The organism is Bacillus sp. XF8 (genome assembly GCF_017498755.1).
Taxonomy (GTDB): domain Bacteria; phylum Bacillota; class Bacilli; order Bacillales; family Bacillaceae_G; genus Bacillus_A; species Bacillus_A bingmayongensis.
The window spans coordinates 1-25,081 of sequence record NZ_JAGDQK010000030.1 but is presented as its reverse complement, the minus strand read 5'-3'; the positions used below and the strand labels follow the sequence as shown (position 1 = coordinate 25,081).

At 35.5% G+C, this 25,081-nt stretch carries 18 protein-coding genes; 6 read left to right on the top strand and 12 right to left on the bottom strand.

All coding sequences use genetic code 11. The features are described from left to right. Nucleotides 1–147 precede the first annotated feature (147 nt). A complete protein-coding gene (locus J4P91_RS18355; protein WP_207995282.1) occupies nucleotides 148–330 on the top strand; it encodes a hypothetical protein in 183 nt (60 codons plus the stop codon). A gap of 44 nt (nucleotides 331–374) precedes the next feature. On the opposite strand, the gene J4P91_RS18350 is transcribed toward J4P91_RS18355, so the two are convergent. The 3 genes from J4P91_RS18350 to J4P91_RS18340 all read right to left on the bottom strand — a co-directional run bounded on the left by J4P91_RS18350 (nucleotide 375) and on the right by J4P91_RS18340 (nucleotide 1,909). After that, entirely contained in the window at nucleotides 375–701 is a 327-nt protein-coding gene (locus J4P91_RS18350) for a nucleoside triphosphate pyrophosphohydrolase (RefSeq protein WP_207995281.1), read from the bottom strand. 25 nt (nucleotides 702–726) lie between these two features. Continuing rightward, nucleotides 727–1,056 (bottom strand): hypothetical protein, encoded by a 330-nt coding sequence (locus J4P91_RS18345; protein WP_207995280.1) that lies wholly within the window; start codon nucleotides 1,054–1,056, stop codon nucleotides 727–729. A gap of 64 nt (nucleotides 1,057–1,120) precedes the next feature. Further along, nucleotides 1,121–1,909 (bottom strand): enoyl-CoA hydratase, encoded by a 789-nt coding sequence (locus J4P91_RS18340; protein ID WP_017153093.1) that lies wholly within the window; start codon nucleotides 1,907–1,909, stop codon nucleotides 1,121–1,123. A gap of 255 nt (nucleotides 1,910–2,164) precedes the next feature. Between J4P91_RS18340 and J4P91_RS18335 the strand changes: the two genes are divergently transcribed. Next, nucleotides 2,165–3,559 (top strand): O-antigen ligase family protein, encoded by a 1,395-nt coding sequence (locus J4P91_RS18335; protein ID WP_207995279.1) that lies wholly within the window; start codon nucleotides 2,165–2,167, stop codon nucleotides 3,557–3,559. A gap of 219 nt (nucleotides 3,560–3,778) precedes the next feature. On the opposite strand, the gene J4P91_RS18330 is transcribed toward J4P91_RS18335, so the two are convergent. Next, entirely contained in the window at nucleotides 3,779–6,490 is a 2,712-nt protein-coding gene (locus tag J4P91_RS18330) for an S-layer homology domain-containing protein (protein ID WP_207995278.1), read from the bottom strand. A gap of 952 nt (nucleotides 6,491–7,442) precedes the next feature. Continuing rightward, nucleotides 7,443–9,293 carry an S-layer homology domain-containing protein gene (locus J4P91_RS18325; RefSeq protein WP_207995277.1) on the bottom strand — a complete coding sequence of 617 codons (1,851 nt, stop codon included), beginning with the start codon at nucleotides 9,291–9,293 and terminating at the stop codon, nucleotides 7,443–7,445. Nucleotides 9,294–9,635: 342 nt separating this feature from the next. Between J4P91_RS18325 and J4P91_RS18320 the strand changes: the two genes are divergently transcribed. Further along, nucleotides 9,636–11,075 carry a glycosyltransferase family 39 protein gene (locus J4P91_RS18320; protein ID WP_207995276.1) on the top strand — a complete coding sequence of 480 codons (1,440 nt, stop codon included), beginning with the start codon at nucleotides 9,636–9,638 and terminating at the stop codon, nucleotides 11,073–11,075. Nucleotides 11,076–11,157: 82 nt separating this feature from the next. Here the strand turns inward: J4P91_RS18320 and csaB are convergent, their stop codons facing one another. Together csaB and J4P91_RS18310 are read right to left on the bottom strand one after the other, a co-directional pair. Beyond that, on the bottom strand, nucleotides 11,158–12,249 hold the full coding sequence (csaB, locus tag J4P91_RS18315; protein WP_207995275.1) for a polysaccharide pyruvyl transferase CsaB: 1,092 nt from the start codon (nucleotides 12,247–12,249) through the stop codon (nucleotides 11,158–11,160). A gap of 201 nt (nucleotides 12,250–12,450) precedes the next feature. Further along, nucleotides 12,451–13,968, bottom strand: coding sequence for a putative polysaccharide biosynthesis protein (locus tag J4P91_RS18310; protein ID WP_207995274.1), 1,518 nt, complete (start codon nucleotides 13,966–13,968; stop codon nucleotides 12,451–12,453). A gap of 498 nt (nucleotides 13,969–14,466) precedes the next feature. Between J4P91_RS18310 and secA2 the strand changes: the two genes are divergently transcribed. Both secA2 and J4P91_RS18300 read left to right on the top strand, forming a co-directional pair. After that, on the top strand, nucleotides 14,467–16,830 hold the full coding sequence (secA2, locus tag J4P91_RS18305; protein ID WP_207995273.1) for an accessory Sec system translocase SecA2: 2,364 nt from the start codon (nucleotides 14,467–14,469) through the stop codon (nucleotides 16,828–16,830). A 13-nt stretch (nucleotides 16,831–16,843) separates the two neighbouring features. Continuing rightward, the gene (locus J4P91_RS18300) at nucleotides 16,844–17,734 is read left to right on the top strand and encodes an accessory Sec system S-layer assembly protein (RefSeq protein WP_207995272.1); all 891 of its coding nucleotides are present in this window, start codon (nucleotides 16,844–16,846) and stop codon (nucleotides 17,732–17,734) included. Between the two features lie 93 nt (nucleotides 17,735–17,827). Here J4P91_RS18300 and J4P91_RS18295 read toward each other — a convergent pair whose 3' ends face one another. Then, nucleotides 17,828–18,196 (bottom strand): hypothetical protein, encoded by a 369-nt coding sequence (locus J4P91_RS18295; protein ID WP_207995271.1) that lies wholly within the window; start codon nucleotides 18,194–18,196, stop codon nucleotides 17,828–17,830. A 182-nt stretch (nucleotides 18,197–18,378) separates the two neighbouring features. Next, nucleotides 18,379–19,851 carry a SulP family inorganic anion transporter gene (locus J4P91_RS18290; protein WP_207995270.1) on the bottom strand — a complete coding sequence of 491 codons (1,473 nt, stop codon included), beginning with the start codon at nucleotides 19,849–19,851 and terminating at the stop codon, nucleotides 18,379–18,381. A 356-nt stretch (nucleotides 19,852–20,207) separates the two neighbouring features. On the opposite strand from J4P91_RS18290, the gene J4P91_RS18285 reads away from it, so the two are divergent. Continuing rightward, nucleotides 20,208–20,678: a hypothetical protein gene (locus J4P91_RS18285; protein ID WP_207995269.1), complete on the top strand. Its 471-nt coding sequence runs from the start codon at nucleotides 20,208–20,210 to the stop codon at nucleotides 20,676–20,678. Between the two features lie 34 nt (nucleotides 20,679–20,712). On the opposite strand, the gene J4P91_RS18280 is transcribed toward J4P91_RS18285, so the two are convergent. From J4P91_RS18280 to J4P91_RS18270, 3 genes are all read right to left on the bottom strand, one after another. Next, a complete protein-coding gene (locus tag J4P91_RS18280) occupies nucleotides 20,713–22,269 on the bottom strand; it encodes a fatty acid--CoA ligase (RefSeq protein WP_207995268.1) in 1,557 nt (518 codons plus the stop codon). A 487-nt stretch (nucleotides 22,270–22,756) separates the two neighbouring features. Then, complete coding sequence (locus J4P91_RS18275; RefSeq protein WP_207995267.1) at nucleotides 22,757–24,247, bottom strand: coproporphyrinogen III oxidase; 1,491 nt, start codon at nucleotides 24,245–24,247, stop codon at nucleotides 22,757–22,759. A gap of 138 nt (nucleotides 24,248–24,385) precedes the next feature. After that, a partial coding sequence (locus J4P91_RS18270; protein WP_207995266.1) for an LPXTG cell wall anchor domain-containing protein occupies nucleotides 24,386–25,081 on the bottom strand: 696 nt, incomplete at its 5' end.

Below are 25,081 nucleotides of genomic sequence, written 5' to 3'. Positions count from 1 at the left end.
TTCGTTTTTCTAATATTCAGTATACAGAAATTATCAAAAAACCTCTACTAATAACGATAAGGATTTCTGTATATTTTATTTTTGCAATTTCATAATTATGGTAAAATATTCTTTAGTACATATGAATAACAAAGGGGATTTATTGAAATGAAATTAACGAAAAAACATGTAGAAATTGCATTAATCTGGTTTTTAGCATCTTTAATTTGTTTACAGGTTTCTTATGTTCTTCATACCTCTACTGCGATTGCAATTGGATGGATGCTAACGGGAGTATTTCTTATTATTAGTCTGTTTGTAGGGAAAAAGACGTTAGTAAAAGTAAAATAAAAAGCACAGCTCATTTATAAGAGCTGTGCTTTTTATCTATCAAACTACTCCTCCGAAACATCTATTAAATAGATTCCTCTTTGGAATCCACCACGCTCTTCTTCTTTTTGCTTACGAAGACGTTCAATATCTTCAAATGTTGCACCTTCTGCACGCGCTAATGCGATGATGACCTCTAGTGCATCCGCAAGTGAATCTAATGCATGTTCCCGTTCTTTCATTGAGGCGAATTCGCGGATTTCTTCTGTTCCGATTTTCGCTAATGCTTGTATGTATGCTTGACCTGTTAGTTTTTTCGATGTGTATGTTTTTCCAGACATTAAAATCTTTTCTGGAACAAGATCTCTAACTAGTTTGTTATAAGTTGACATAGTCTCTCTGTCGCTCCTCTCATTCTTACAATTTCTCTAATTCTACATTATACATAAACCATACTTTCTTTACATAAGCACTTCCCCAGTCCCTTCCTTTTTCCTTCGCATATGGACTAGAAAAATGATATACATCATAATCGTCCTGGTTCTCTCCATATATAACTCGCAATGACTCTGGTATCGCTTCTTGATATGGATTAGGCCTCTTTTGCACTTCTCCATGTAAAGCAATAATAGGATGCCCCGAAAGAAAAATAGCCGTTCGGACTGCTACATTAGGGATGCTATGTAACGTAATATACATAGCGAATAAAAGTGTAATTATAATGAGTCTTTTTCTCTTTTTTCTCATCTATTTCTCCTAATAAAAAGTGCTAACACAATTATACTAAAATGTGTTAGCACTTTCTTCCTTTTTATTCCCCTTTAAACGCCGGCGGACGCTTTTCTAAAAATGCAGTAATTCCTTCTTTATGATCAGCTGTTTTTCTCATTGCGTATTGTCCGCGTTTTTCAAGCTGCAATGTTTGTTCTAAATTCGAACGATTAACTTCACATAGAATTTGTTTCGTTTGAATCATTGATTTAATTGGTTTTTGAAGCCATTCATTGATTTTTTGTTTGACAGCACCTTGGAAGTTTTCTCCGATGACTTCGTCAATTAATCCTAGTTCTAGCGCTTCTGTTGCAGATAATTTTTTACCTTCCCAAATGATTTGTTTTGCCATATTTTCACCAAGACGTTTTTGTAAGAAGAAATGTCCCCCGCCGTCTGGTATTAAAGCGATTCCAATAAAATTCATCGCAATGATAGATGAAATGTCTGCCAATACATAATCAGCTGTTAAAGCAATACTTAAGCCAAGTCCCGCAGTTGGTCCATGAATGGCACTGATCACAAGTTTTGGCATTGTATATAACGTCAAGACAATTTCTGAAATAGTATTCATAATACTTTCAAAACGGCTTTCATCATTACTAGAAAGCATAGATTTAATGTCTCCACCCGCAGAAAAGCCACGTCCATTTCCGCATAATACGACAATATGAACGGAACTTTCAGCTACTTCTTTCAGTCTTGCTAATAATTCTTGCAGCGTAGGTTCATCTAATGCATTTAATACTTCTGGGCGATTCATCATAATCGTTGCTACTCGCCCTTCATATTTCACAACTACAGACTCTGCTTTACTTTTTACTTCCATTATATATCCCTCTCTCTTCTCTAAAGATTATACTTGTATAATTAAAGAAAAGAGGTAGAAAACCCTTCTTTTTTCGTAATTTTCTGTCTAATAAACCCGAAAATTTAGGAATCTTACCATTATAATGTAAAAAAATATCTGCATTAAAACATATTTGTCGCATATCTGCTTCTATTTACCGTTATAATAAAATGGTGTATTCTTATGTTGATGTATCAACCTTATCATGTAAAAAATGAAGAAATGGAGGAAAACATGGTTAACAAGTTGAACCAGACGAATAACTACTTCCCACATTTCCTGTTACTATTCATTGTGTTGCAACCAATTTTAGATTTATTAACATCTTTTTCTATCTACATATTACACATGAGTGCGACAGTCGGAATTGTAGTAAGATTTGCCTTTATGGCTCTCGCTCTAGGATATCTACTTCTCAATTGGAAACAACCTGGTAATAAGAAATATGTTATATATGTATGCTTACTAGGTATAACAATAGCAGCTGGTTTCATAAACAATGTGTTAGTTAAGTCTCCTTTTTATATGGGAGAAGAAGTTAAATTTATTGCAAAAAATATATACCCAATCTGTTTATTATTCGGATATATACTCGCATTCAAAACTTTAAAAGATTTACAATACGCTTACCATAAATTAATGACGTATTTCTTATATGCAACATTAATTTTCAGTATTGTTATGTTTGTCTCAATTGTATCTGGAACGGATTTCCAAAGCTATCCACATTCAAAACTTGGTTCTAGAGGATGGTTCTTTGCTGGAAATGAGTTAAGTGCTATTTTAGCAATTACGTTCCCGATGGTTGTACTTTACTCCGTACATAAAACAACATCGTTTTCAAAAATCTACTACTGGATTCCAACAATTTTAGCGATGTATGCCAGCATTATGGTTGGAACAAAGGTTGGTTACGGAGCGATTGTGATTACACTAGGCGTTGCGCTTCTTTTTTCTTTCATTGAATATATGATGCAACGTAAAAAAGAAGGAAAAGGCTTCACCAAGCTCGTAAATACAGTCGTTGCTCTTGTTGTACTAGGAGGTTTAGTTGTCGTAACACCACTTACCCCTATTGCAAAAAATATGGGCATTCATTTACAGATGTATGAATATAAAAAATCAGTAAGAGAAGAGCAAGCAAGACAAGAAGGAAAAGTCATTAAAGAAAATCCTGAAGATGCACAAAAACATGCAGAAGGAAAATTAACAAGCGGAGAAATGACTAGTTTAATTTATAGTGACCGTGATAGGTTTTTAAAAGTATATAAACAATACTATAAAGAAGCACCTATATCACAAAAACTACTCGGTATGGGATATGCAGGAAACTATAAAGATAAGGTTAAGCTCGTTGAAATGGACTTTCATGACTTATTCTTCGCTTATGGAATCATTGGTTTTCTGATGTACCTGTTACCATTTCTTTACTTTGGAATTCGACTACTCATGCGAGTAATTACAAATTTCAAATCGATTCTAACTGTGAAATATATGTTACTGGCTAGCGCATTAGCGTTATCAATCGGCATCGCTTTTACAGCTGGACATGTATTAACTGCACCAGCCGTTAGTATTTTCTTTGTTGTGATACTCGCTTATTTAATCGTTGATCTTAAGGCAGACTGAATATAGGAAAAAATATAATCAGTGGGGTGATTCTACCTCACTGATTATTATTGATACAAACTATATTGCAATAAAGTGAAACTTCCATCAGTGGGGGTCTTACTGCCCACGAATAGCGGGATAAACAAAACAACTTATTTTACATGTAAAACCCCTGTAGAGAATGTCTCTACAGGGGTTTTTAGTAAGGTTCATAGATAGTTCAACTATCTACCGCTATTATTTTTGTGCTTCAGTAGCTTTTGCTTCTGCAACTTTTTCTGCAGCAACTGGAGCTGCTTTTGTGCTCACTTCAGAAGTAGACGCAACTACACTTCCAAGACTTAATTTATTTCCTGCTACGTCCACGATATTGATTTGTGCATTAGTCTTACTAGGTGGTACTACGCTAATTGTTGCAGCTTGTAGAAGATTTATTGGTTTTTCGTTTGGATCCAATGTTAAGTAAACAACATTTGCTTCTTTCGCATCTTTTTCAATTCCTGTAACTGTTGAAGCGTTGTTATTTACAACAACTTTCAAGTCATCAATGAATTCTTTACCATCTTTTGCGATATCTCCTAGGTTTTCATTGAATGTTAACTTGATTGTATTTGTATATTCATCGTTTTTATCCGCTTTTAAATATACAGCTGAATCTAATTGTGGTCCTTCATTATCAATAAATCTGATAATGTTTTCTACTGGTGCTAGCGTTTGCTCATTTGCAACTACTTTGCTACCAGATGCAGTTAATACATTTGTACTAATTGTGAATTTAACATCTTGATTTTTCTTAAGGAAGTCAGCTGGCAACTTAACTTTAACAACTTGTTTGTTACCATAGAAGTCCGCAGTTGTACCTTCTGGTAAAGCTTTACCATCAATTGTATAGTTTTCTAGTAGCTTCGCATTACTGCTCATATCTTCGCCGTAGTTAATTGTAACTACATCTCCCTCAGCGGAAATGATTGACGAATCTTTTTTCACTACAGGTGTAGATACATCAATATCGCCAACTTTTGTAGTAAACTCAGTGTTAGCATTTGTATTTACAGAGTAATAAGCAAGATCAAGAACTTTTGCGAACTTCACAGCGCCAGCTTTTAATTGTACATCATATGGTCCCGCTACAGCTGGTGAAGGTAATGTAATATTTAAGAAGTTGCCTTCTGCTTTCACTTCTGTAGGTGTGATTACTACACCGTTATTAGCACGTACAACAACTTTAGATGCATCAGCTTTTTCGATGCCGCCATTAAATTTAATTTTTAATGTGTTACCTTCAATTGTATTTAAGTTATCAGATACAACTTTTGGTGTAGCAGTATCTTGAGATAATGTAACGCCCTTATCTACAGGCTTACCAAGTAAGTGTACTTTATCTTTAAAGTTTTTCAAGTTTACACTTAATGCTACACTCTTTTCACCTGCTGCATATAATGGGTTACGTGCACCATTTTCATCTTCAGCAATGGAAACAATGTATGATTTTGAATCAGTTGGATCGATAGTAAATTGTACATGTCCTGGTGCACCTGTTACATCTCTTTCACCAGCATTCGGGAATGTGTAGTTTCCTTTTTTAACAGTGATTTCAGGATCTTGTCCTAATGTTTCAGAGAACGTCACTTTGAATGTATGACTGTTAATTTGTTTTACTGCTTTCACTTCTGGTTCAGTTGTATCAGCAGACACAACATATTTCGTTTCTAAGATAGAAGCTCTATTCGGATTTGCTGGTAATGTGTCTTCCACATCATATGCAACTACTGCATGCTCACCTCTGTCGAAGATTCCTTCAGGGTTTGTAAGCTTGTTAGTTGTTAACGTATAAACGCCTGGCGTTTTACTTGCTACAAGATCTTTTGGTTCAACTAGTAAACCGTCAATTTTAACTTTTGAATTATTTTTCACTGGTTTGTTGAATGTTAATTGTACTTTGTCACCATCGACAACTCTTGCTCCTAATAATTCTGGTTTTACAGAGTCAGAGAATGTTTTTACTGTATCAAGATACTTTGGAATAGGTTTTAAGTCTGCACCTAATACGCCTGTGCTTACATGCACTGCATATTTGTCGCCATTAGAAAATGCTTTATCCTCTTTCAATCTGAAGATTACACTTTTTCCATCTTTTGTTAAAACACCATTACCTTCGAAATCTTCAAGTGCTACATCGTTTTCATTGTGTTTAAAAGTATATTTTGTTAAATCAGTAGCTGTTTTCCGATCTACTGGATGATTGAATGATACTTTAATTTCTGATGCATTAATTGCCTCTACAGATTGAACTTTCGCTTCGCCAGTTGATCCTGGCTCGTAGTTCATTGCATTGAAAATGAATTGAGCAGCTTGCTCACGAGTTACAACACCATTTGGATCAAATTTACCTTCGCCTTGACCAGCTACGATACCTAAGCTAGCAAGCGTTTCAATAGAAGATTTCGCAGTTTCCCAAGGTAAATTATCAATATCATCGAAAGTCTTTTTATTATTTTCATCAGCTGTAAAGCCGTATGCATTTACAATAAGTTGTGCCATTTGAGCACGAGTTAATTTTTGGTCTGGACCAAATTTACCGTCTCCTAGGCCAGACATAATGTTATGCTTCTCAGCGATTCCAATGAAGTTCGCATATATATTAGATGCAGGAACATCAGAGAATGATGGTGTAGCTTTTTCATGTTGAAGTCCTTGTGCTTTCACAATAAAAGTAGCTATTTGCGCACGAGTTACATCTTTTCCGAAACCAAATGTACCATCACCGTTACCTACAATGATACCTTTTGCTGTCATATCATTGATCGCTTTAGCAGACCAATGTTCACTTGGAACATCCTTAAATGCATTTTCTTCAGCAGAAGTTGCCACTGGCGCTACTACACCAGCTACCATTGCAGCTGTCATTGTACCAGCCATTAACTTATTGAAAGATTTATTTTTTGCCATCTTCTCTATTTCCTCCTCAGAAAATATATTACTAGCTTCAGAAGTATGTATTCAAAAACTAGTTACCTTTTAATTTAGCAATTAAATTTGTAGATAATTTAAAATCAAATATCTTATAAATCACTTGAATGAATAAAATAAGGTAAATATAACAATGTTTTACAAAATTGCTAAATCTTAAATCATATACATAATACGCCATCGTAATTTTCTTTTAAAGAGCTTTTTATCGCATCATTCGACATACCAAACTAAATATTTGTCGTTTTTTTCTGTTATATTATTCCTATATTTTGAAAAATATCCCAAAATAAAGACATTTTATAAAAATATCCTATTAATTAACGTTTTTTTCTGAATTTATTTATTTGTTTCTTTATTGAGAAAAAAATGTTTTTTTGTCGAATTTTAACAAAAAGCATTTTTTTCAAGTTCAAATTATCTCATCAAAAATAAAATGAAACTTCTATTAGTAGATCGGTTTCTTCACCTTCAACGGATGGTTCATTAGCCAAATAAATCGAGTTTCCGCAGACAGTTATCTCTTTCTTCTCACTTTCGTTTACTACAATATATAAAATATAAAAATATTTTTATCCCGCTGTTTCTAAACAGTAAGCCCTAAGTTTCACTTGACATGCCTGGGCAGAAAGATGGTCTAACTGTTTCTATGCACGGTCAAATATTCTCTCCTAACTAAAAAGAATGGTTTTATGTCGTTTTTTCAATTTGTATTTACATACTCATTCACTCATTTAGAACTTCATCTAAAAATTCAACTATAAAATTACCTAAAGATTGCCTCTACTCTATCATCACATTACTTTTACAAAAAAACGAACCACCCTTTCGTTACACACGCAAGGATGGTTCGTCTTTTTCATTTCGATATTACTTTCTGAATATAGTAGGCTTTATTCGTACGCAATACGCTAAGCCTGTCCACATTTCATTAGTGTTTTACATACTCTACATTTTCTTTTATAATGTACCCTTCTTGTACCTTAGGATCATCCGAAACGACCTTAATCCAGAGCTGACCATTGATTGTTTCTTCTCCTGTAACAGTTACAACCGTGTCCGTACTTAAACGATACAGGCGTTCATCTGACACACTTGGATTATTTTTTACATCTACATTATTTGTCACACGTGCAAGTTTATATCTATTATACTCTTTCTTACCTAAATACATATCAAAACGGAACATATGACCAGCTACTTTTTTCCCCCAATTGGCATCCGATGCATACTTCATATTAAGACCGCCTGCTTTATTACCTGTATACGTCGCTGTATAACGCCAATGTTCCGGATTTAAATATCCTTCATTCATATACACTTTTGCCGCATGTTCAATACAGTCTTCTTTCGAATTGAACTGTTCACCGTTACCATACGGACTGTCATCTGTTGCTCTTAATCCAAATAAATTATTCTTATCTTTTGCAAGATCACTCGTTCCATATAAACTCTCATGAACTGCTAATGAATATAAGAAGAGTGCATTTACATTATATTTACTTTCTACTTCTTTAAACTTCTTCCCTAATCCAATAAGTGGAGAGTCTGGTTTAATCCATTTAATATAACGATCTAACTCTTCTGCTGTATATTTTGTTTTTGTTCGTAAAGATACATAGTTAAAATATTGATAGAAAGTTTCATTTCCGAATGTTTTTCCATCTACACTATATATTTGTTGTCCTTGTTTCATAAATGACGGTGCCGCGCCATATCGAAATTCTGTATAACCTGGTGAACTAGTATTATAAGTATAATATTTATGATATAAATAGCCGTCCCCTTTTACATAATAAAACGATTTTTTCATTTCATTTTTAGGAATTAAAGTTACTTCATTTTTCTTAACATAGCCAACCAAGTCAGAAATTTGAACTTTCACTCGGTCCTCTTCAACCTGCAACACTTTGAATTCCGTTCCATATTGAACGTATGTAATAATACTTTGTAAGTTATCATTATATATATTCATTGTATTCGTTGTTTCTAATTTCTTTGCACTTGCAAATCCGCCTTGAATCCATACAAATTCACCGTTATACTTAACTCCGTTCATTCCCTCGTTTTGCGCAGCTGTAACAGCTTCTTTATACGTACTATAATTCCCTACCTCTACTTCTGTTCCATCTTCTTTTACATTCGTCACCACATATTTTTTTGTTTCCACATGTTCTTTATCAATCTTTTGAAGCATTCCACTTAAAAATGCTGCAGCAGTACCCCTTGTAGCAGATAACTTTGGTCTAAATGTATGATCTTCTGGGTATCCTTTAATAATTCCAGCTGCTACGACAAACTGAACATGTTCCGGATATTGAATTTGCTTTGCATCAGTAAAAGTTAACGGAGATAAAGGGACATTAATATTTTTATATACTAATGCATTTCGCACCATTACTGCCATCTCTTCACGCGTAATTTCATCATCCGGCGCAAATATATTATTTCCGCGTCCAACTAGAATTTTTGCATGAGCTGCTCTACTCACACCATCATATAAACCATAAGATTGCGGAACATCTGTAAAGTTTGAATCTGCTTTAGGTAACTGTAATGCTTTTGCTATTAATGTAGCAAACTCCGCCCTTGTTACATTTTTATCAGGTAAATATACATTTCCTCCGTATCCTGACATAATCCCTCTGTCAATTAGAAAGCGTAACTGTGGCTCAAATAAATGCCCTGTAATATCATCACTTGCCGCATAACTCGCTACAGGAGTTAAAAGTAATGAACCAGTTAATGCAACTGCCGCTAAGCCTTTTGAAAATTTTTTCACGTTTATCCTCCTCTTAATCTAATAAATTACTGTTCCCAAATCGATTATATACTACATAGATTGACACAATAAATAAAAATTAGCAGAGAGTAGGAAAATTTCCTCTTGTGATTTCAAACTAAACATATAGTTATAAAGTAAAATTCCCCTCACCATTAGGCTCTTACAGGCAATTATCCCCATCTTGAATCATGAGGTGGATCCATATTTCAACAAATAAAATCCTTTATACTCATTCATAATGATATATAATGTTATTGGTCATAAGTAGCCCTTTCATGGATTACAGTTTTACTTAATCTAATTTTTTCATAGCTATAAATATAGTTTGGAGGATATATCATGCCTAAGTTATACAAGTTCACATCTAGGTCTTTACAGATACTAGCATTCTTATTTTTTATTCTAACATTCATTTACTCTCTTCAATCTTTACTAAATAACCCTACATATAATCATATACCCTTTCTGTTATTCATGCTTATTATTGGAGTCATACTTATTCTATTCGTTGCCTTAATAGTTAATCGATATATGAATAAAAGGAAATTTATCCTATTTATTTGTTTACTAGCATTCGGCCTCAGACTATCATGGGTACTTACAATCGACACAAATGTAATCCAAGACTTTGAACGGATGTATCAAGGGGCAATCAGTGCTGCAAATCATGATTTCACTTTTGCGACTAAACCTTACTTTACAACTTGGGTCTACCAATTAGGATTTACGATGTATCAAGCTGCTGTAGTAAAACTATTCGGAACAGGGACCTTAGCAATTAAACTACTAAATATACTATATTGCACTGGTATTACATTGTTCATATATCGGATTGCTGCACAACTCTTTAACGAATTTAGTGGTAGAATTGCTGCACTTACTTTTGCCATGTATATACCGAATATTATCATGTGTTCCGTGTTAACAAATCAACACCTAGCAACCTTCTTGTTCTATGCCGGATTCTATCTTCTTATCAAAAAAGGAATTACTCATCCATATGCATGGATTTTTGCCAGCGTATTGATTGCTTTTGGAGATATTATGAGACCAATTGGCCTTGTCATTCTACTTGCTCTAGCATGTTTTCTCTTCCTAGTTCATATAATAGGAGAGCAAAAAATAAGCAAAAAGATGGTATTAAAAAAATTAGTTGGAATAATTGGTATTTATTATATCGTTCATTATATTGTGAGCTATTCATTTATAGCCGCCGGTATTACGCAATACCCTCTTTCTAATAGGGACCCTTATTGGAAATTTGTATTAGGATTTAATCATGAAACGGCAGGTGCATTCTCTTTTACTGACTATCAACTTGTCAATCAGTACGATGTTGGTGAGGAACGGTTTGCAATCGAAAAAAATCTCATTCAAGAACGTACGAAAGATAAAAAGCAATTCGTAGTATTACTTCATGATAAATTCAAATCCATGTGGGGAGATTATGACGCATCTGTTTACTGGGCACTAGAAGGTTATGAATATCCGAATTTAAAAAATCTCTTATGGACGACTGAAAAACTTTCATATATTAGCATTTGTCTATTTGCTTGTCTCTCCTTCATGAGAGTGATAAAAGAAACAAACAATAAACAATTGTCATTTTTCTTATTATTACTTCTAGGTTATGCAGCTGTACACTTACTAATTGAAATTCAAACACGCTATCGATATTTTATTATGCCTACTTTTATCATCATACAAAGTTATGGCATTTACCTTACTACACAATATATAAAAAAGAAATTTCGGCATAAAACCAAAAGTTTCTCCTAGGTAAAATAATGATAAAGTGAAACTTTAATCAGCCCGCAAATAGCGGGATAAAAATAAGAGGGTGATTTCAAAAGGTCTCAATTCATCGACCTTTTGTTTCACCCTCTTTATTTAAATGACGGATCAATCTTTTTGCTGATTTTACACTTTGCACTTGTAAGTCGTCTACTCTCTTTTGCAAATGATGTTGCATAGCTTCATGTTGATTCAACTGTTTTTTCGCCATTTTATACAAATCTTCTGCATCCCAATCCCCATCTACACTTCCAATTATAGGCTGATTAACTTGCCGTAAAAATGAATCAACTTTCGGATCATACGAAATTCCAATCATCGGTGTTGCAGCCACAGCCGAGAAAATAAGAGCATGAAGGCGCATACCAATCAAAAGCGAGCACTCTGATAAAATAGATATTTTCTCATTAATATCCATCTTATAGGGAAGCATATAAGTCTCCTCTCCCATTAAATCAATCACATCTCGTGATGCATTTTGATCAAAAGGTCCATGCATTGGTACAAAAAGAATATGATACCCTTCCTGTTTCAGTTTTTTTAATGCTATCGCTAACTTTTTCATGTAGTCTTCTTTCGCATTCCAATACCGTACACTAATAGCGATTATTTTCCCATGTAGTGAATGCTTTTGTAACCAATCCGATTTGTATCCTGACCTCCAGGCTAATACTGGATCCGGAACAAGTTCAATCTCTCTTTTTATCCCAAGTTCTTTTAAATATAAAAAAGAATCTTCATCACGTACTGAGATATATTCTGCTTTCGATAAATGCCACTTTACTAACAAACGATTATGTCTTTTAGTAATCGGACCTATTCCTTGTGAATAAATATAATACGGCTTATGTAACAGCCGAGCAAGCCCCATAATACCTGTATAGTATAAAATACTCTTTACACTCGTTTGATCCTGCAGTAGACTACCGCCACCACTAATAAGTCCATCGCTTCTCTTTATCGCTCCATACACCGCTCTTATATCCCAACGATTTACCGCTTCAACACCGTACATTTTTTTTGTATAGTCAGGGTCATTTGAAAATACAACAAGTTCAAGGTTAGGCTCCTCTTCATGCAATGCTTTAATAATTGATTGCAAAATTGCTTCGTCCCCAACATTATAAAAACCATAATATCCTGATAAAACTAACCGCACGCTTAATCTCCTCCAACATTTCGCAATCAACTGAACAAATTGCCATCAATCTCTCATGACAAAAGATTCGATAGCTTCAAACTTATCTATATATAATAAATCCGTGCAAATTTACCAATGCAACTTAACTTACTATTTACATTACATATTTCATATAAAGGCCAGATGAATATTCATATCTTCCCTAGTAAATGTTTCACTTTATTTACGCAAAAATGGGATTCGCTCTCTTGATATCCAGTTTAATTTCAGCGCACAAATCATATATAAAAGTGATACAACACTTAATGCAATGAAACTATACAGCAATGCGATAAAACGTGAAGTTGTTACATTTATTATAGTAGTTAATTCATACAATCCTATTCCAAATATACAAGATATAATAATTACGGATAAAAATCCCCCAATTTTTATCGAGTAAGCAAGATACCTTCTAATATAGGCGTAATTTATAGTGCAAATCATTATATATATGATAAGCGTGCTATATGCCGCCCCGTCTATTCCAAACTTTCCAACAAGTACAAGGTTTAACAGCCCTTTCACAATACTTGCCCCAATGACAATCCATGCGGCCTGCATAGAACGATTGATTCCCTGTAAAACGCCTATCGATAATACCATATAAGAGGTGAAATACGAACTTCCAATCATAATAGCTAACATGCCGCTTCCTTTTGCATCTGTAAACAAACCAATATTCAGCGGTACTGTTAATGCCATCAGCCATATCGTCATTGGCATTGTTATAACATGCGCAAGTTGATTTGTTTGCTGCACCGTCACTTTCGCTAATTTCATATCTTTCTTTGCTAAAGCAGATGTTAATAACGGAATTAGTGGAAATACAATCGCACTAGAAAATACAACAATCAATTGTGTAAATGCAAACCCCCGACTATAAATTCCATACTGCGTTTGAATCATGCTTGCAGTTCCGTGCAATACATTAGGAATCGTTACAGAATCAATTAAATTTAACAGTGGCATTGATAATGCTCCAATAGCAATTGGAATCGATACACTTAGTATCTTCTTACCATCTCTTTTTAAATCTTGAAATGAATATATTATTCCCTTATAATACGAACTTTTTACATACGTCATTCTTAAATAAATGAGCGAACTAATAACTCCTAGAAAAGAACCCACCATCGCTCCGCCAGTTATAACACTGCTACTTTTATTCCAAGTCACAAATAGATAGGCAATTGTCAGCATAAAGAATACGCGAACAAATTGTTCAATTACTTGTGAAACACCAGTTGGAACCATATCACCAAACCCTTGAAAATACCCTCGATATACTGCCATATACGGGGCAATTAAAAGCGCAAATGATGTAACGATTAGTGGTAACCTTGTCTCTTGTCCACCAAGTATTTCTGCGATTTCACTTGAACATAACAGAATACTCACAAAACCCACTGCTCCAAATGTAATCCCTACAATAGAAGCAGATGTGAATAATTTTGCGATTCCTTCTCGATCATGTTTTTCATTACGCTCTGCGATTAACTTTGATATTGCAAGAGGCACTCCTGCTACTGATAAAGTTAGAGCAATCATATACACAGGAAAAACAAGCCTGAAAATACCAAGCACCTCATCTCCTGCGATATTTTGCAACGGAATTTGAAAGAAGCTTCCTAACAGTTTCGATAGAAAGGTTGTAATCGTTAAAATGGCTGCCCCTTTTACAAACTTTTTATTCATATTTCTTCTCTTTTCTTTCTATACATTTATTCTAAATTCATGTAAAACCATATCTAAATCTGAAATATATTTTATTCCTACTTCTTATATATTCACAAAAACTATATATCCATCTTGATTTTCTACCATATAAAGTGAAACTTTAATCAGTGGGGGGTTTTCTTCATCCCCCACTGATTATTAGCCCGCACCAATCGGGCTTTTACGGGCAGCCCGCCCCCACCTAAAAAGAACTGTTTTATACCGTTTTTTCAATGTGTACTTATATACTACTGAACCTATACACATATTATCTCATTAAATTATCATAACAAATTTATTATATATTGAATACTCTCTTTCTTTGTTATAAATCAAAAATAAAGAAGCAATAAAAAATTCAATATTTATACTTAACGATATTATTTATCCATATTTTCCTTCTATTTACTACTTCTACTTGTTCCTTATGAACATGTGCTATAATGAAGCTATTGTCAGTAAGAGGGGTGTAATAGCATGCTGAATTCGTTCAAAAAAATATTAGGGGATTCACAAAAACGTAAGCTAAAAAAATATGAATTATTTGTTGCTGAAATTAATGCACTTGAACCACAAATAGAAGCACTATCTGACGAGGCATTGCGCCAAAAAACTGCTAGTTTCAAAGAAATGCTTCAAAACGGGAAAACAATTGATGATATAAAAGTAGAAGCATTTGCCATTGTTCGCGAAGCAGCGAAGCGTGTGCTTGGATTACGTCACTATGATGTACAGTTAATTGGCGGACTCGTATTATTAGAGGGAAATATTGCAGAAATGCCAACAGGAGAAGGAAAAACACTCGTTTCTTCTCTACCAACTTATGTACGCGCCTTAGAAGGAAAGGGCGTGCATGTTATTACAGTGAATGACTATTTAGCAAAACGTGATAAAGAATTAATCGGTCAAGTCCACGAGCTTCTCGGCCTGCAGGTCGGATTAAATATTCCAGAAATTGATTCAATTGAGAAGAAACGTGCATATGAGGCTGATATTACATACGGCATCGGAACAGAATTTGGCTTTGATTATCTCAGGGATAATATGGAATCTTCATCACCCTCACAAGTACAGCGTCCTTATCATTTTGCAATAATTGATGAAATCGATAGCGTCTTAATTGATGAAGCTAAAACTCCACTCATTATTGCTGGCAAAAAATCCAGCAGTTCTGAATTACATTATTTATGTGCAAAAGTAATTAAGACATTTCAAGATGCCGTTCACTATACATATGATGCAGAAACGAAATCATCTAGCTTTACAGATGAAGGAATTACAAAAATTGAAGATTTATTTGATATTGATAACCTATATGACATTGAACACCAAACTTTGTATCACTATATGATTCAAGCTTTGCGTGCACATGTGACATTCCAACGAGATGTTGACTATATCGTACGTGATAACAAAATTATGCTTGTTGATATTTTTACAGGGCGCATAATGGATGGACGTTCTTTAAGTGACGGTTTACATCAAGCGATTGAAGCGAAAGAGGGCTTGGAAATCACAGCAGAAAATCAAACTCAAGCATCCATTACGATTCAAAACTTCTTCCGTATGTATCCAACTTTATCAGGAATGACAGGTACAGCAAAAACAGAGGAAAAAGAGTTTAATCGTGTATATAGAATGGACGTTATACCAATTCCAACGAACCGTCCTGTTATTCGTGAAGATTTAAAAGACCTAGTCTATATGACTGCTGATGATAAATATAAAGCAGTGCGTGAAGAGGTTATCAAACGACATGCAACAGGACAACCTATTTTAATTGGAACCATGTCCATCTTGCAGTCTGAGATGGCAGCTCGTTACTTAGATAAGGCTAACTTATCTTATCAGTTACTAAATGCAAAAAGTGCAGAACAAGAAGCTGATTTAATTGCAACAGCTGGACAAAAAGGGCAAATTACAATTGCGACAAATATGGCTGGGCGCGGTACTGATATTTTATTAGGGGACGGTGTACTGGAACTCGGCGGCTTACATGTTATCGGAACAGAACGTCATGAATCTCGCCGCGTTGATAACCAATTAAAAGGTAGAGCTGGCAGACAAGGTGACCCTGGTAGTTCACAATTCTTCCTTTCATTAGAAGATGATATGTTCCAGCGCTTTGCTCAAGAAGAAGTAGAGAAATTAAAGAAATCATTAAAAACGGATGCTAATGGACTCATCCTTACTCCGAAAGTACATGATTTTGTGAATCGTACGCAACTCGTTTGTGAGGGCAGTCACTTTTCAATTCGTGAATATAATTTAAAATTAGACGATGTTATTAATGATCAACGAAATGTAATCTATAAACTTCGTAATCATTTTTTAAATGAAGAGACAAATATGATAGAGATTGTAGTTCCAATGATTGAACATACAATAGATTCAATCGCTAAACAATATCTCTTAGAAGGAATGCTTCCAGAAGAGTGGGATTTTGTTAGTTTAACAGAATCTATAAAAGAAGTGGTACCTGTTGAAACATTCCCACACTTATCAGCTAACGACATTCAGTCTATCGAAGATTTACATGCACGAATACAGGATCCTCTTTCTAAGTATATTGAGCGTGTACAAGAATTAGAAAATCATATAGAGTCACAACAAGCATTACGTCAAATGGGATTACATTTTCTCGATCAAGTTTGGGTAAATCATTTAGATACAATGCAGCATTTAAAAGAAGGTATCGGATTAAGACAATATCAGCAAGAAGATCCTACACACCTTTATCAAAAAGAAGGTCTTGAAATCTTCTCTCAAACATTCAGTCATTTTGAAAAGGAAATTTCTTTATATCTTGCGCAATATTTAAATATTCCACAAAACATATAGTGAGGTGCATTTCATGTTATCATTTTTAAGAAAAGCCAAAAAAAAAGGAAAAGATTCCGTCATCTCTAGCTCCCAACTATTAGGGAATGAAGAAAGCTCGATTAAAAATATAAGTGTAAAACCTACACTATACTTCCATCCATCTTGGAGTGAAATTGCACAAGAACAAAAATATATTTACCAATTCTTGAATAAAGATTTAGGAGATTTGCAAGAGAACCAAATCTCATTAGCTGGAATTGAGGCCGAAAAACAAAATGATGCTTATTATGTGACTACTTTTATTCGTAATACCGTTTCACAATCTATTAAACTCGAAACAATAACATTACAATTGCTGAATAAAGATGAACAACTGTGTGCACGTAAAGCATTTCATCTATCAGATTTAGGTGTTATTCCTGCAAATACAAATATGCCATGGGTATTTATATTCGAAACAGATACAATGACTGAGGCATGTTTATCCAAAGAAGATTGGCAACTCGTATTCGAATTGAAACCTGAACACAAGTTAGATTTTGACCCTACATGGGAAGCGCAATTAACAGATAATGCAAAAGAAAGATTGCAGAAAATAGTTGCAGATCTTACACCACCTGCTGAGAATGAGATTAATTTCTTAGGATTACAAACGGAGCTCGAAGAAAGTGGTGAGTTACATGCAACAATGTTCATTCGGAATGGATATAATCAAAATGTAAAACTAGAAAAACTTCCACTGCATATTTCTGATGCTTCTGGAGATGTCATTGCTAAAGGAATTTTTACATTAGCAAATTTCACACTAAAAGCGAATTCAACAAAACCTTGGACATTTACATTTCCTGCGAATTTATTAGTAAAAAAAGATATAGATTTATCTACTTGGAAAGCGTTTGTACCACAATCAAAAGAAAGCTAATCCTTCCCTAGCATACTTTCTTTGGTGACACATCATACAAAAAAAACAAGTCGTATTCTTTATACGACTTGTTTTTTTTGTATGTAAAATGACTTAACTCATTTGCAAATGCTCAATATAGTATTGCGCTTGTTCCTTACAAAGTGATCCCAAATTTTTAAACCCTAAATTTTCAAGCTCACATAACTGTTCTTTTGTTGGATCTTCATTTAATATTCGATTCATTTTTTTATTTACTTTCATTGCTAGCTCTTGATGAAAATCTGGGTGATTTTTTACTTCGTCATCGATTTGATCGAGCCACCTTGATTTTGTATACAAGTACTGCTTCCACTGTTCAACAAATTGTTGCATATCAAATTTTTCTTCATTCCACTCGATTGACTTCATATATTCTGTAAAAGAAGCAACAATTGAACGTGTAATTCCAATCTTCACACCGTGTGGTAACTGTTTGTACATCAAATTTCCCTCCAACTTAAAAATATCCCTTTTATCACTATAAGTATTTTGTTTTACATCCCCTCTTTTATGATAGCACATCGCGTTTCAAAATGTGGATATGTTGCTAAAAAAATACATTTCATTTACTACACACTGCATACAAAAAAGCGCCTTTCTTTTCAGAATGACGCTTTACAAATCTATTTTTCTTTTACCATGTTTAACTTTTCTCTTTGCTCCTCATTTGCCAAACTGAGCAGTGTTTTTTCAATATGCGGTTGTACATGTTCAAGCATTACACTCGTCCCCATTTTCTCCATATGATCCACAAAGTTTAATAATGCCATCGCTCCTGAAGTATCCATATAGTGCACGTCATTCAAACGTAATGTCAAATGAGATTTCACTTCTTGTAAAGAAGAAAAAATACGATCGACAGATAAGAAGGAAAGTGGTCCCTGAATCATATACATTTCCCCTTCTCCTTTTACAATAGAAGCTTTCCGTTTCTTGCATTGCATCATATATAGAATGAAAGAAAGTATTATACCGAACGCAACCGCAATCATTAAATCAAATTTCACTGTAATCACCATCGTTAAAAGCATAACAACAACATCACCTTTTGGCGTGACATGCATCTTTTTCATACTATCCCAATCGAACATTCCAATACCTGTTAAAATTAAAATACCCGATAATACCGCAAGGGGAATATATTGTACAACTGCACCAAGCCCCATAATGAAAATAAATAAAATGATGCTATGCATACAAGCTGACAATGCTGTTTTTCCACCGCTTCTTATATTCACAATAGACCTTACAGTTGCACCCGCTCCTGCTAATCCGCCAAACAAGCCACTCATAATATTCCCTATCCCTTGGCCAATCAATTCTTTATTACTTTTATGCCTTGTACCTGTTACATTATCCATTACAACAGATGTTAATAACGAGTCAATTGATCCTAGTAATGCGATACTAAGCGCCGGCAAAATAAGTTCTAGTACTGTCGATCCACTAAAAGATGGTACATGAAGAGAAGGCATCGCTTCTGGAATTGCTCCGATTTTTTCAATCATGTTGTTCAGAGGAATCGTTCCCAGAAAAGGTAATTGAATCGTAAGCCCTTGTAATACATGAGAAAATAACGGCAATGCCAGCGTAACCCCAACTAGTGCAATTAAGCTCGCCGGAATTGCTTTAATCCACTTCCCTGCAACAAGCATAACGAGAATTGTTAACAAAACAAGTAAAAAGCTATTTTTCACATGCTTCATCTCGCCCAAAATAATGATAAGTGCAATTCCGTTCATAAATCCTGAAACTACAGAATATGGAATATAACGAATGTACGAACCGAGCTTACATACACCAAATAAAATTTGAAATAACCCTGCCATCATAAATGCAAGAAAACTCGCCTCAAGTCCATAACTTGCAATAACCCCTGTCGCAATGACAGTAATGGGACCTGTAGGACCTGTTACTTGCCCTGCTGTACCGCCAAACAATGCTGCAAATAATCCTGCAAAAATGGCACCGTACAATCCAACTAATGCCCCTTCAGATGTCCCCGTTGCAGCAATCCCAAATGCAATTGCAAGCGGCAGTGCAACAATTGCGACTGTAAAACCTGCTAGGCATTCCTTTGCTATTTTTTGAATCATAAAAAATCACCTCGATATAAAGTGAAACTTTAATCAGTGGGGGTTTTCTTCATCCCCCACTGATTAATAGTTGAACCAATCAGGCATTTACCGGCAGTTCATCTCCTCCCTCACTTCCTTGCTCTCACCGACTTCTGAGGTGGGAGTGTTACTGCCAGTTAATGCGGGGTAATGTCCACGTACCATTGTACCCTGTAAAAGATTATTTCGGCAGACGTTTTTACAAGAAACTATTTACAGTATCGTGAAGTAAACGCCTTCATACCTCTTTCTCTCTCTTTTTTCTAACTTTGGAAAGAGAAGCGACTGTGCTATAATGAACAGATTAAATCTTTTACTATATATTTGGAGGCATTATGCTAACTTTTGAAGAAAAATTATCGATTATCGAATCTTTCCCAGGGTTGGAAAGAAAGAACGTATCATTAAAACGTGTGAACTTTCACTTTGAAGAAAGTCGCTTAGACAAAAAGAACGTTGTTTATCATTTACATCCAAATGGTAATGGCTTTGTATACGCTAACGGTATTAGCGGTTATAAAACAGACGATAAAGGCATGGTTAACATCCGTGAATTTTCAGCAGACGAACTACGCTCATTAATTCAAAAATCAATTGAACTTCTATCTCAAGAGCCAGAAGAGGTAGTAGCACAGGCTGCACCTGCTAAAGAAGAAGAATGGCGCAATGAAGATGGGCATATCCTTACTCTTATCCAAGAAGACGATATGTGGAATGTGTACGCTGGTAGTAACTTAGACGGAACATTTAACTCTTATCCAGAAGCTGCAGAATACCTTGATGAAGAAGGTTTCTCGCGCAAATAAAAAAATGCCTTTCCAAATTGGAAAGGCATTTTTATTATTTTTTAGCACCCTTTAACGATTCTCTAAGCACAAATTTCTGTAACTTCCCACTCGCATTACGAGGAAGTTCATCTGCAAATATGTAATGACGTGGACGTTTATAATCAGCTAATTCATCACTTTCTTTGCAATACCTTTCTAAATCCGCTGCCGTAATCTGTTCATCTTTTTTCACCACTACCGCAACAACACGCTCACCCCAGAGCTCATCTGGTTCACCAAGTACAGCCACATCTAATATGCCAGGATGACTATGCAGGAAATCTTCAATTTCACGCGGATAAATGTTCACTCCGCCACTAATAACCATATCGTCAACACGATCTGCGACATACAGATAACCATCTTTATCAAAATAACCTAGATCACCCGAATGGTACCACCCTTTATACATAGATTTTGCGTTCGCTTCTTCACGATTATGATATCCTGCCATCATGGTTGGTCCACGTGAAATAATTTCTCCCACTTCATACGGTGGTAACACATCATCCGGTTCTGTCGGTCCCTCTTCGTTCGGCTTTACAATTCGAATTTCGTGACTAAAACAAGGAGTTCCTGCTGAACCAGCTTTCGTAATTTGATCTTCTTCTACTAAGAATGCAATAACCGGCCCCATCTCTGTCATTCCATAAATTTGAACAAGATCAATATGCAGACGCTCTTTACATTCTTTTACAAGCGCTGGCGCCATCGCAGCTCCGCCGTATATCCCAATTTTCATCGAGCGCAGTTCATATTGTGATAAATCCTCTTGTAACATCATATTCCACATCGTTGGTGCCGCAAAGAATGTTGTAATTTTTTCCTTTTGAATTGTATGTAAAACCGTCTTTGTATCAAATTGGTGTAAAATGATATTTTTCCCGCCCACTTGAATTCGTGGTATAACACCAGCATTTAATTCACCGCAATGATATAACGGTGCGACTGCAAGTCCAATACTGTCACGGTTATATTTTAAGAAATACGTACAAATCATGCTATGTTCGGCCATATCGCGATGACGGTGTAACACCCCTTTTGGATGACCCGTTGTACCACTTGTATAGAGCATGGAACAATAATCAGTTTCCTCAATAACAATATCAACCGCTTCAGATGAAGCTGCATTTACTTTTTCATGATAAGAAGCAGCGTATGAAGGCGCATCATCTTCTATGTACCAAAAAGAACTGTTTGGGAAATCTCGTTCAATGGCAGCAACCGTCTGTTCAACAGCTTTTTCAAATACAACGACTTTGGAGGATGCGTCCTTAAGGATGTAAGTTACTTCTTTCGCTTTTAAACGGAAATTAATCGGATTGAAAATCGCACCGATTTTAGCACAAGCAAGGTAAACGTTTACAAATTCACGACAGTTATATAGATAAACAGATACAGTATCTCCTTTTTTCACACCTTCTGCAAGCAGAGCGTGCGCCGTTTTATTAATCTGTTCATCCCATTCTTTATACGTCCAGCGAATATTCTTTTCTGGCTCTACTAACGCTTCTTTATTCGAATACTTGCCAACCGTTAAATCAAAAATCCTCCCAATCGTCATATACATGTCAAAATATGCCCCCTTTTCACTTTCATAAATCTATCATTTCGTGTATAAGTTGACATTTCCTCTACATTTTTACCTTCTTTTTCTGATCATTCTCGACACTGTTTTACAAATCTATATTCATTTTGATTTTCCGGCATATAAGTATATGCTATGAAAACAAAAGGAAATCTCCACTCGTTTTCTCCCTTTGTTCTCACTTGGCATGGGGCTAAATAAGGCACTGACCGCTTCTATGCACGGACGGATTCTCTCTTCCACCTAAACAGTGGTTTTTATTTATAAAAAAAGAAACTGAAACCTAAAGACCCGCAATATGCGAACCTTTAGGCCAGTCTCTTATCCCGCTTTAACGGGCAGTAATACTCCCACCTTAAATTTTAGCTGAAGCCAAGAAGTTAGGTGTGAGATAAACTGCCCGTAAAAGCCCGATTGGTTCAACTAATAATCCGTGGGGGATGAGCCCCCCACGGATTAAAGTTTCACTTTATGAAAATAGCTCTTTTAAAATTTCAAGCTTATCTTCTGTATATTTGATATAACCATCATTATATGATTTCGGATCTTTCGGATTCGCGAAATGTGTAATTGCCCCCGTCTCTGGATGAACAAATTTACTTGATGCACCGCAACCAAGACCGATAATGGATTGTACTTCTTCCATAATCACGATATTATAAATGCTTTCTTGCGACGGCATTGCGTAACCAACATTTTCCAAGTTACCTAAAATGTTCTTTTGGCGGTATAAATAATATGGTACGTAGTTATGATTCTTCGTCCATTCTTCTGCCTCATGCATCATCGCTGTAATTTCTTCACGACCTGCTACTTTATATTTACGCTTGTTTTGCGTCATTTCAGAAGCACGTTTAAATGATAATGTGTGGACTGTTAATGATTCTGGCATTAACTTTTCTGTTTCATCTAGCGTATGTTTAAAGATATCTAACCCTTCACCTGGAAGACCAATAATTAAATCCATATTAATATTGTTCATTCCCATTTTACGTGCTAAATGATACTTCTCAATCGTTTCTTCCACCGTATGATGGCGTCCGATTGCTTTTAACGTTTCTTGATGGTACGACTGTGGATTAATACTAATACGGTCAATGTTCCATTTATTTAGTACTTCTAATTTTTCTGGTGTAATCGTATCCGGACGACCTGCCTCAACTGTTACTTCACGTACTTCTTTCACATCCGGGAACGATTGGTACATTTCTTCATACAACATATCCATCTCTTCTGCTGTAATACTTGTCGGTGTACCGCCTCCGTAATAAATCGTTGTAACCTTAACACCTTTTTCCTTTAAGAACTTACCGATTTCACGAACTTCATAGTGCAGACCGCCTAAGAAAGAATCAACAGATCCTTGACGTCCATTAATCGCATAAGCCGGGAATGTACAATACGCACATTTTGTCGGACAAAACGGAATACCGATATAAATACTTACTTCTTCTTTCAAACGATATAAATCTGGAACAACTGCTAATTGGCAGTCAACAATGCGTTGCAGAAGCTCAATTTTTTCTTCGTGAATTAAATAACTTTCACGAAGTTCTTTATGCGCTTCTTCTTTTGACATACCATCTTGCAGCATTTTGTGAAGAAGCTTTGTTGGTCGTACCCCCGTTAAAATGCCCCAACTTTGCTCAATTCCAGTTAGCTGCTGTAAAACAGAAAGATACACATAAGAAACAACGTGCTTTACTTGTTTCATACGTTCTTTTTCTACTGTAAAGAAAGATAAATCTTTTTCAAACGTTTCTTCATATACATTGCCAGTTGCAACATCTGTTAAACGAGCTGAAGCTGTCACATTTCCTTCTATCTGTATTTCAACAATAAGATTCGCCTCTTCTTTCTCAAATCCTATCGTGCTTTCCTCAAAAAATAAGCCGCTAATATTTTGCAGCGGACGTAAAAAACGATCATCTTGTAACGTTTTAATTGAAATTAACAACACTTATCACCTTTTCATTTGTAAACTCTCTTTAGTTTACTTGAAGGGCGTTTTCAGGTCAATATAGAAGCTTTTTCCTTATTCCTTCTACTAAATAAAAAGCACAAGAGATAGTATCATCCCTTGTACTTCTTATTTTTATCAACCTCTTTTAGTTATAAATCTCAAACGAATTCCTAACAGAATTAAGATACCACCAAGAAGCGGAAGCCAATTCGTAGAATGGCCTGTCGCTGGTAATTTTTGATCCCCATTAGAAGTTTGTTCACTTGATGATTTATCTTTATCCAAGTGTCCTTCTGATGAAGTTCCCGTTTCTCCTGGCTTACCTGCTTCTTCTGTTCCTTCTCCTGGTTTACCTGGTTCTTCTGTTCCTTCTCCTGGCTTACCTGGTCCTTCTGTTCCTTCTCCTGGTTTACCTGGTTCTTCTGTTCCTTCTCCCGGTTTACCTGCTTCTTCTGTTCCTTCTCCTGGTTTACCTGGTTCTTCTGTTCCTTCTCCTGGCTTACCTGGTTCTTCTGTTCCTTCTCCTGGTTTACCTGGTTCTTCTGTTCCTTCTCCTGGTTCACCTGGTTCTTCTGTTCCTTCTCCTGGCTTACCTGGTTCTTCTGTTTCTTCTCCCGGTTTACCTGGTTCTTCTGTTCCTTCCCCTGGTTCACCTGGGTCTGTCGTTCCTTCCTCTGGTTCACCTGGGTCTGTCGTTCCTTCTCCTGGTTCACCTGGGTCTGTCGTTCCTTCTCCTGGTTCACCTGGGTCTGTCGTTCCTTCTCCTGGCTTACCTGGTTCTTCTGTTTCTTCTCCCGGTTTACCTGGTTCTTCTGTTCCTTCCCCTGGTTC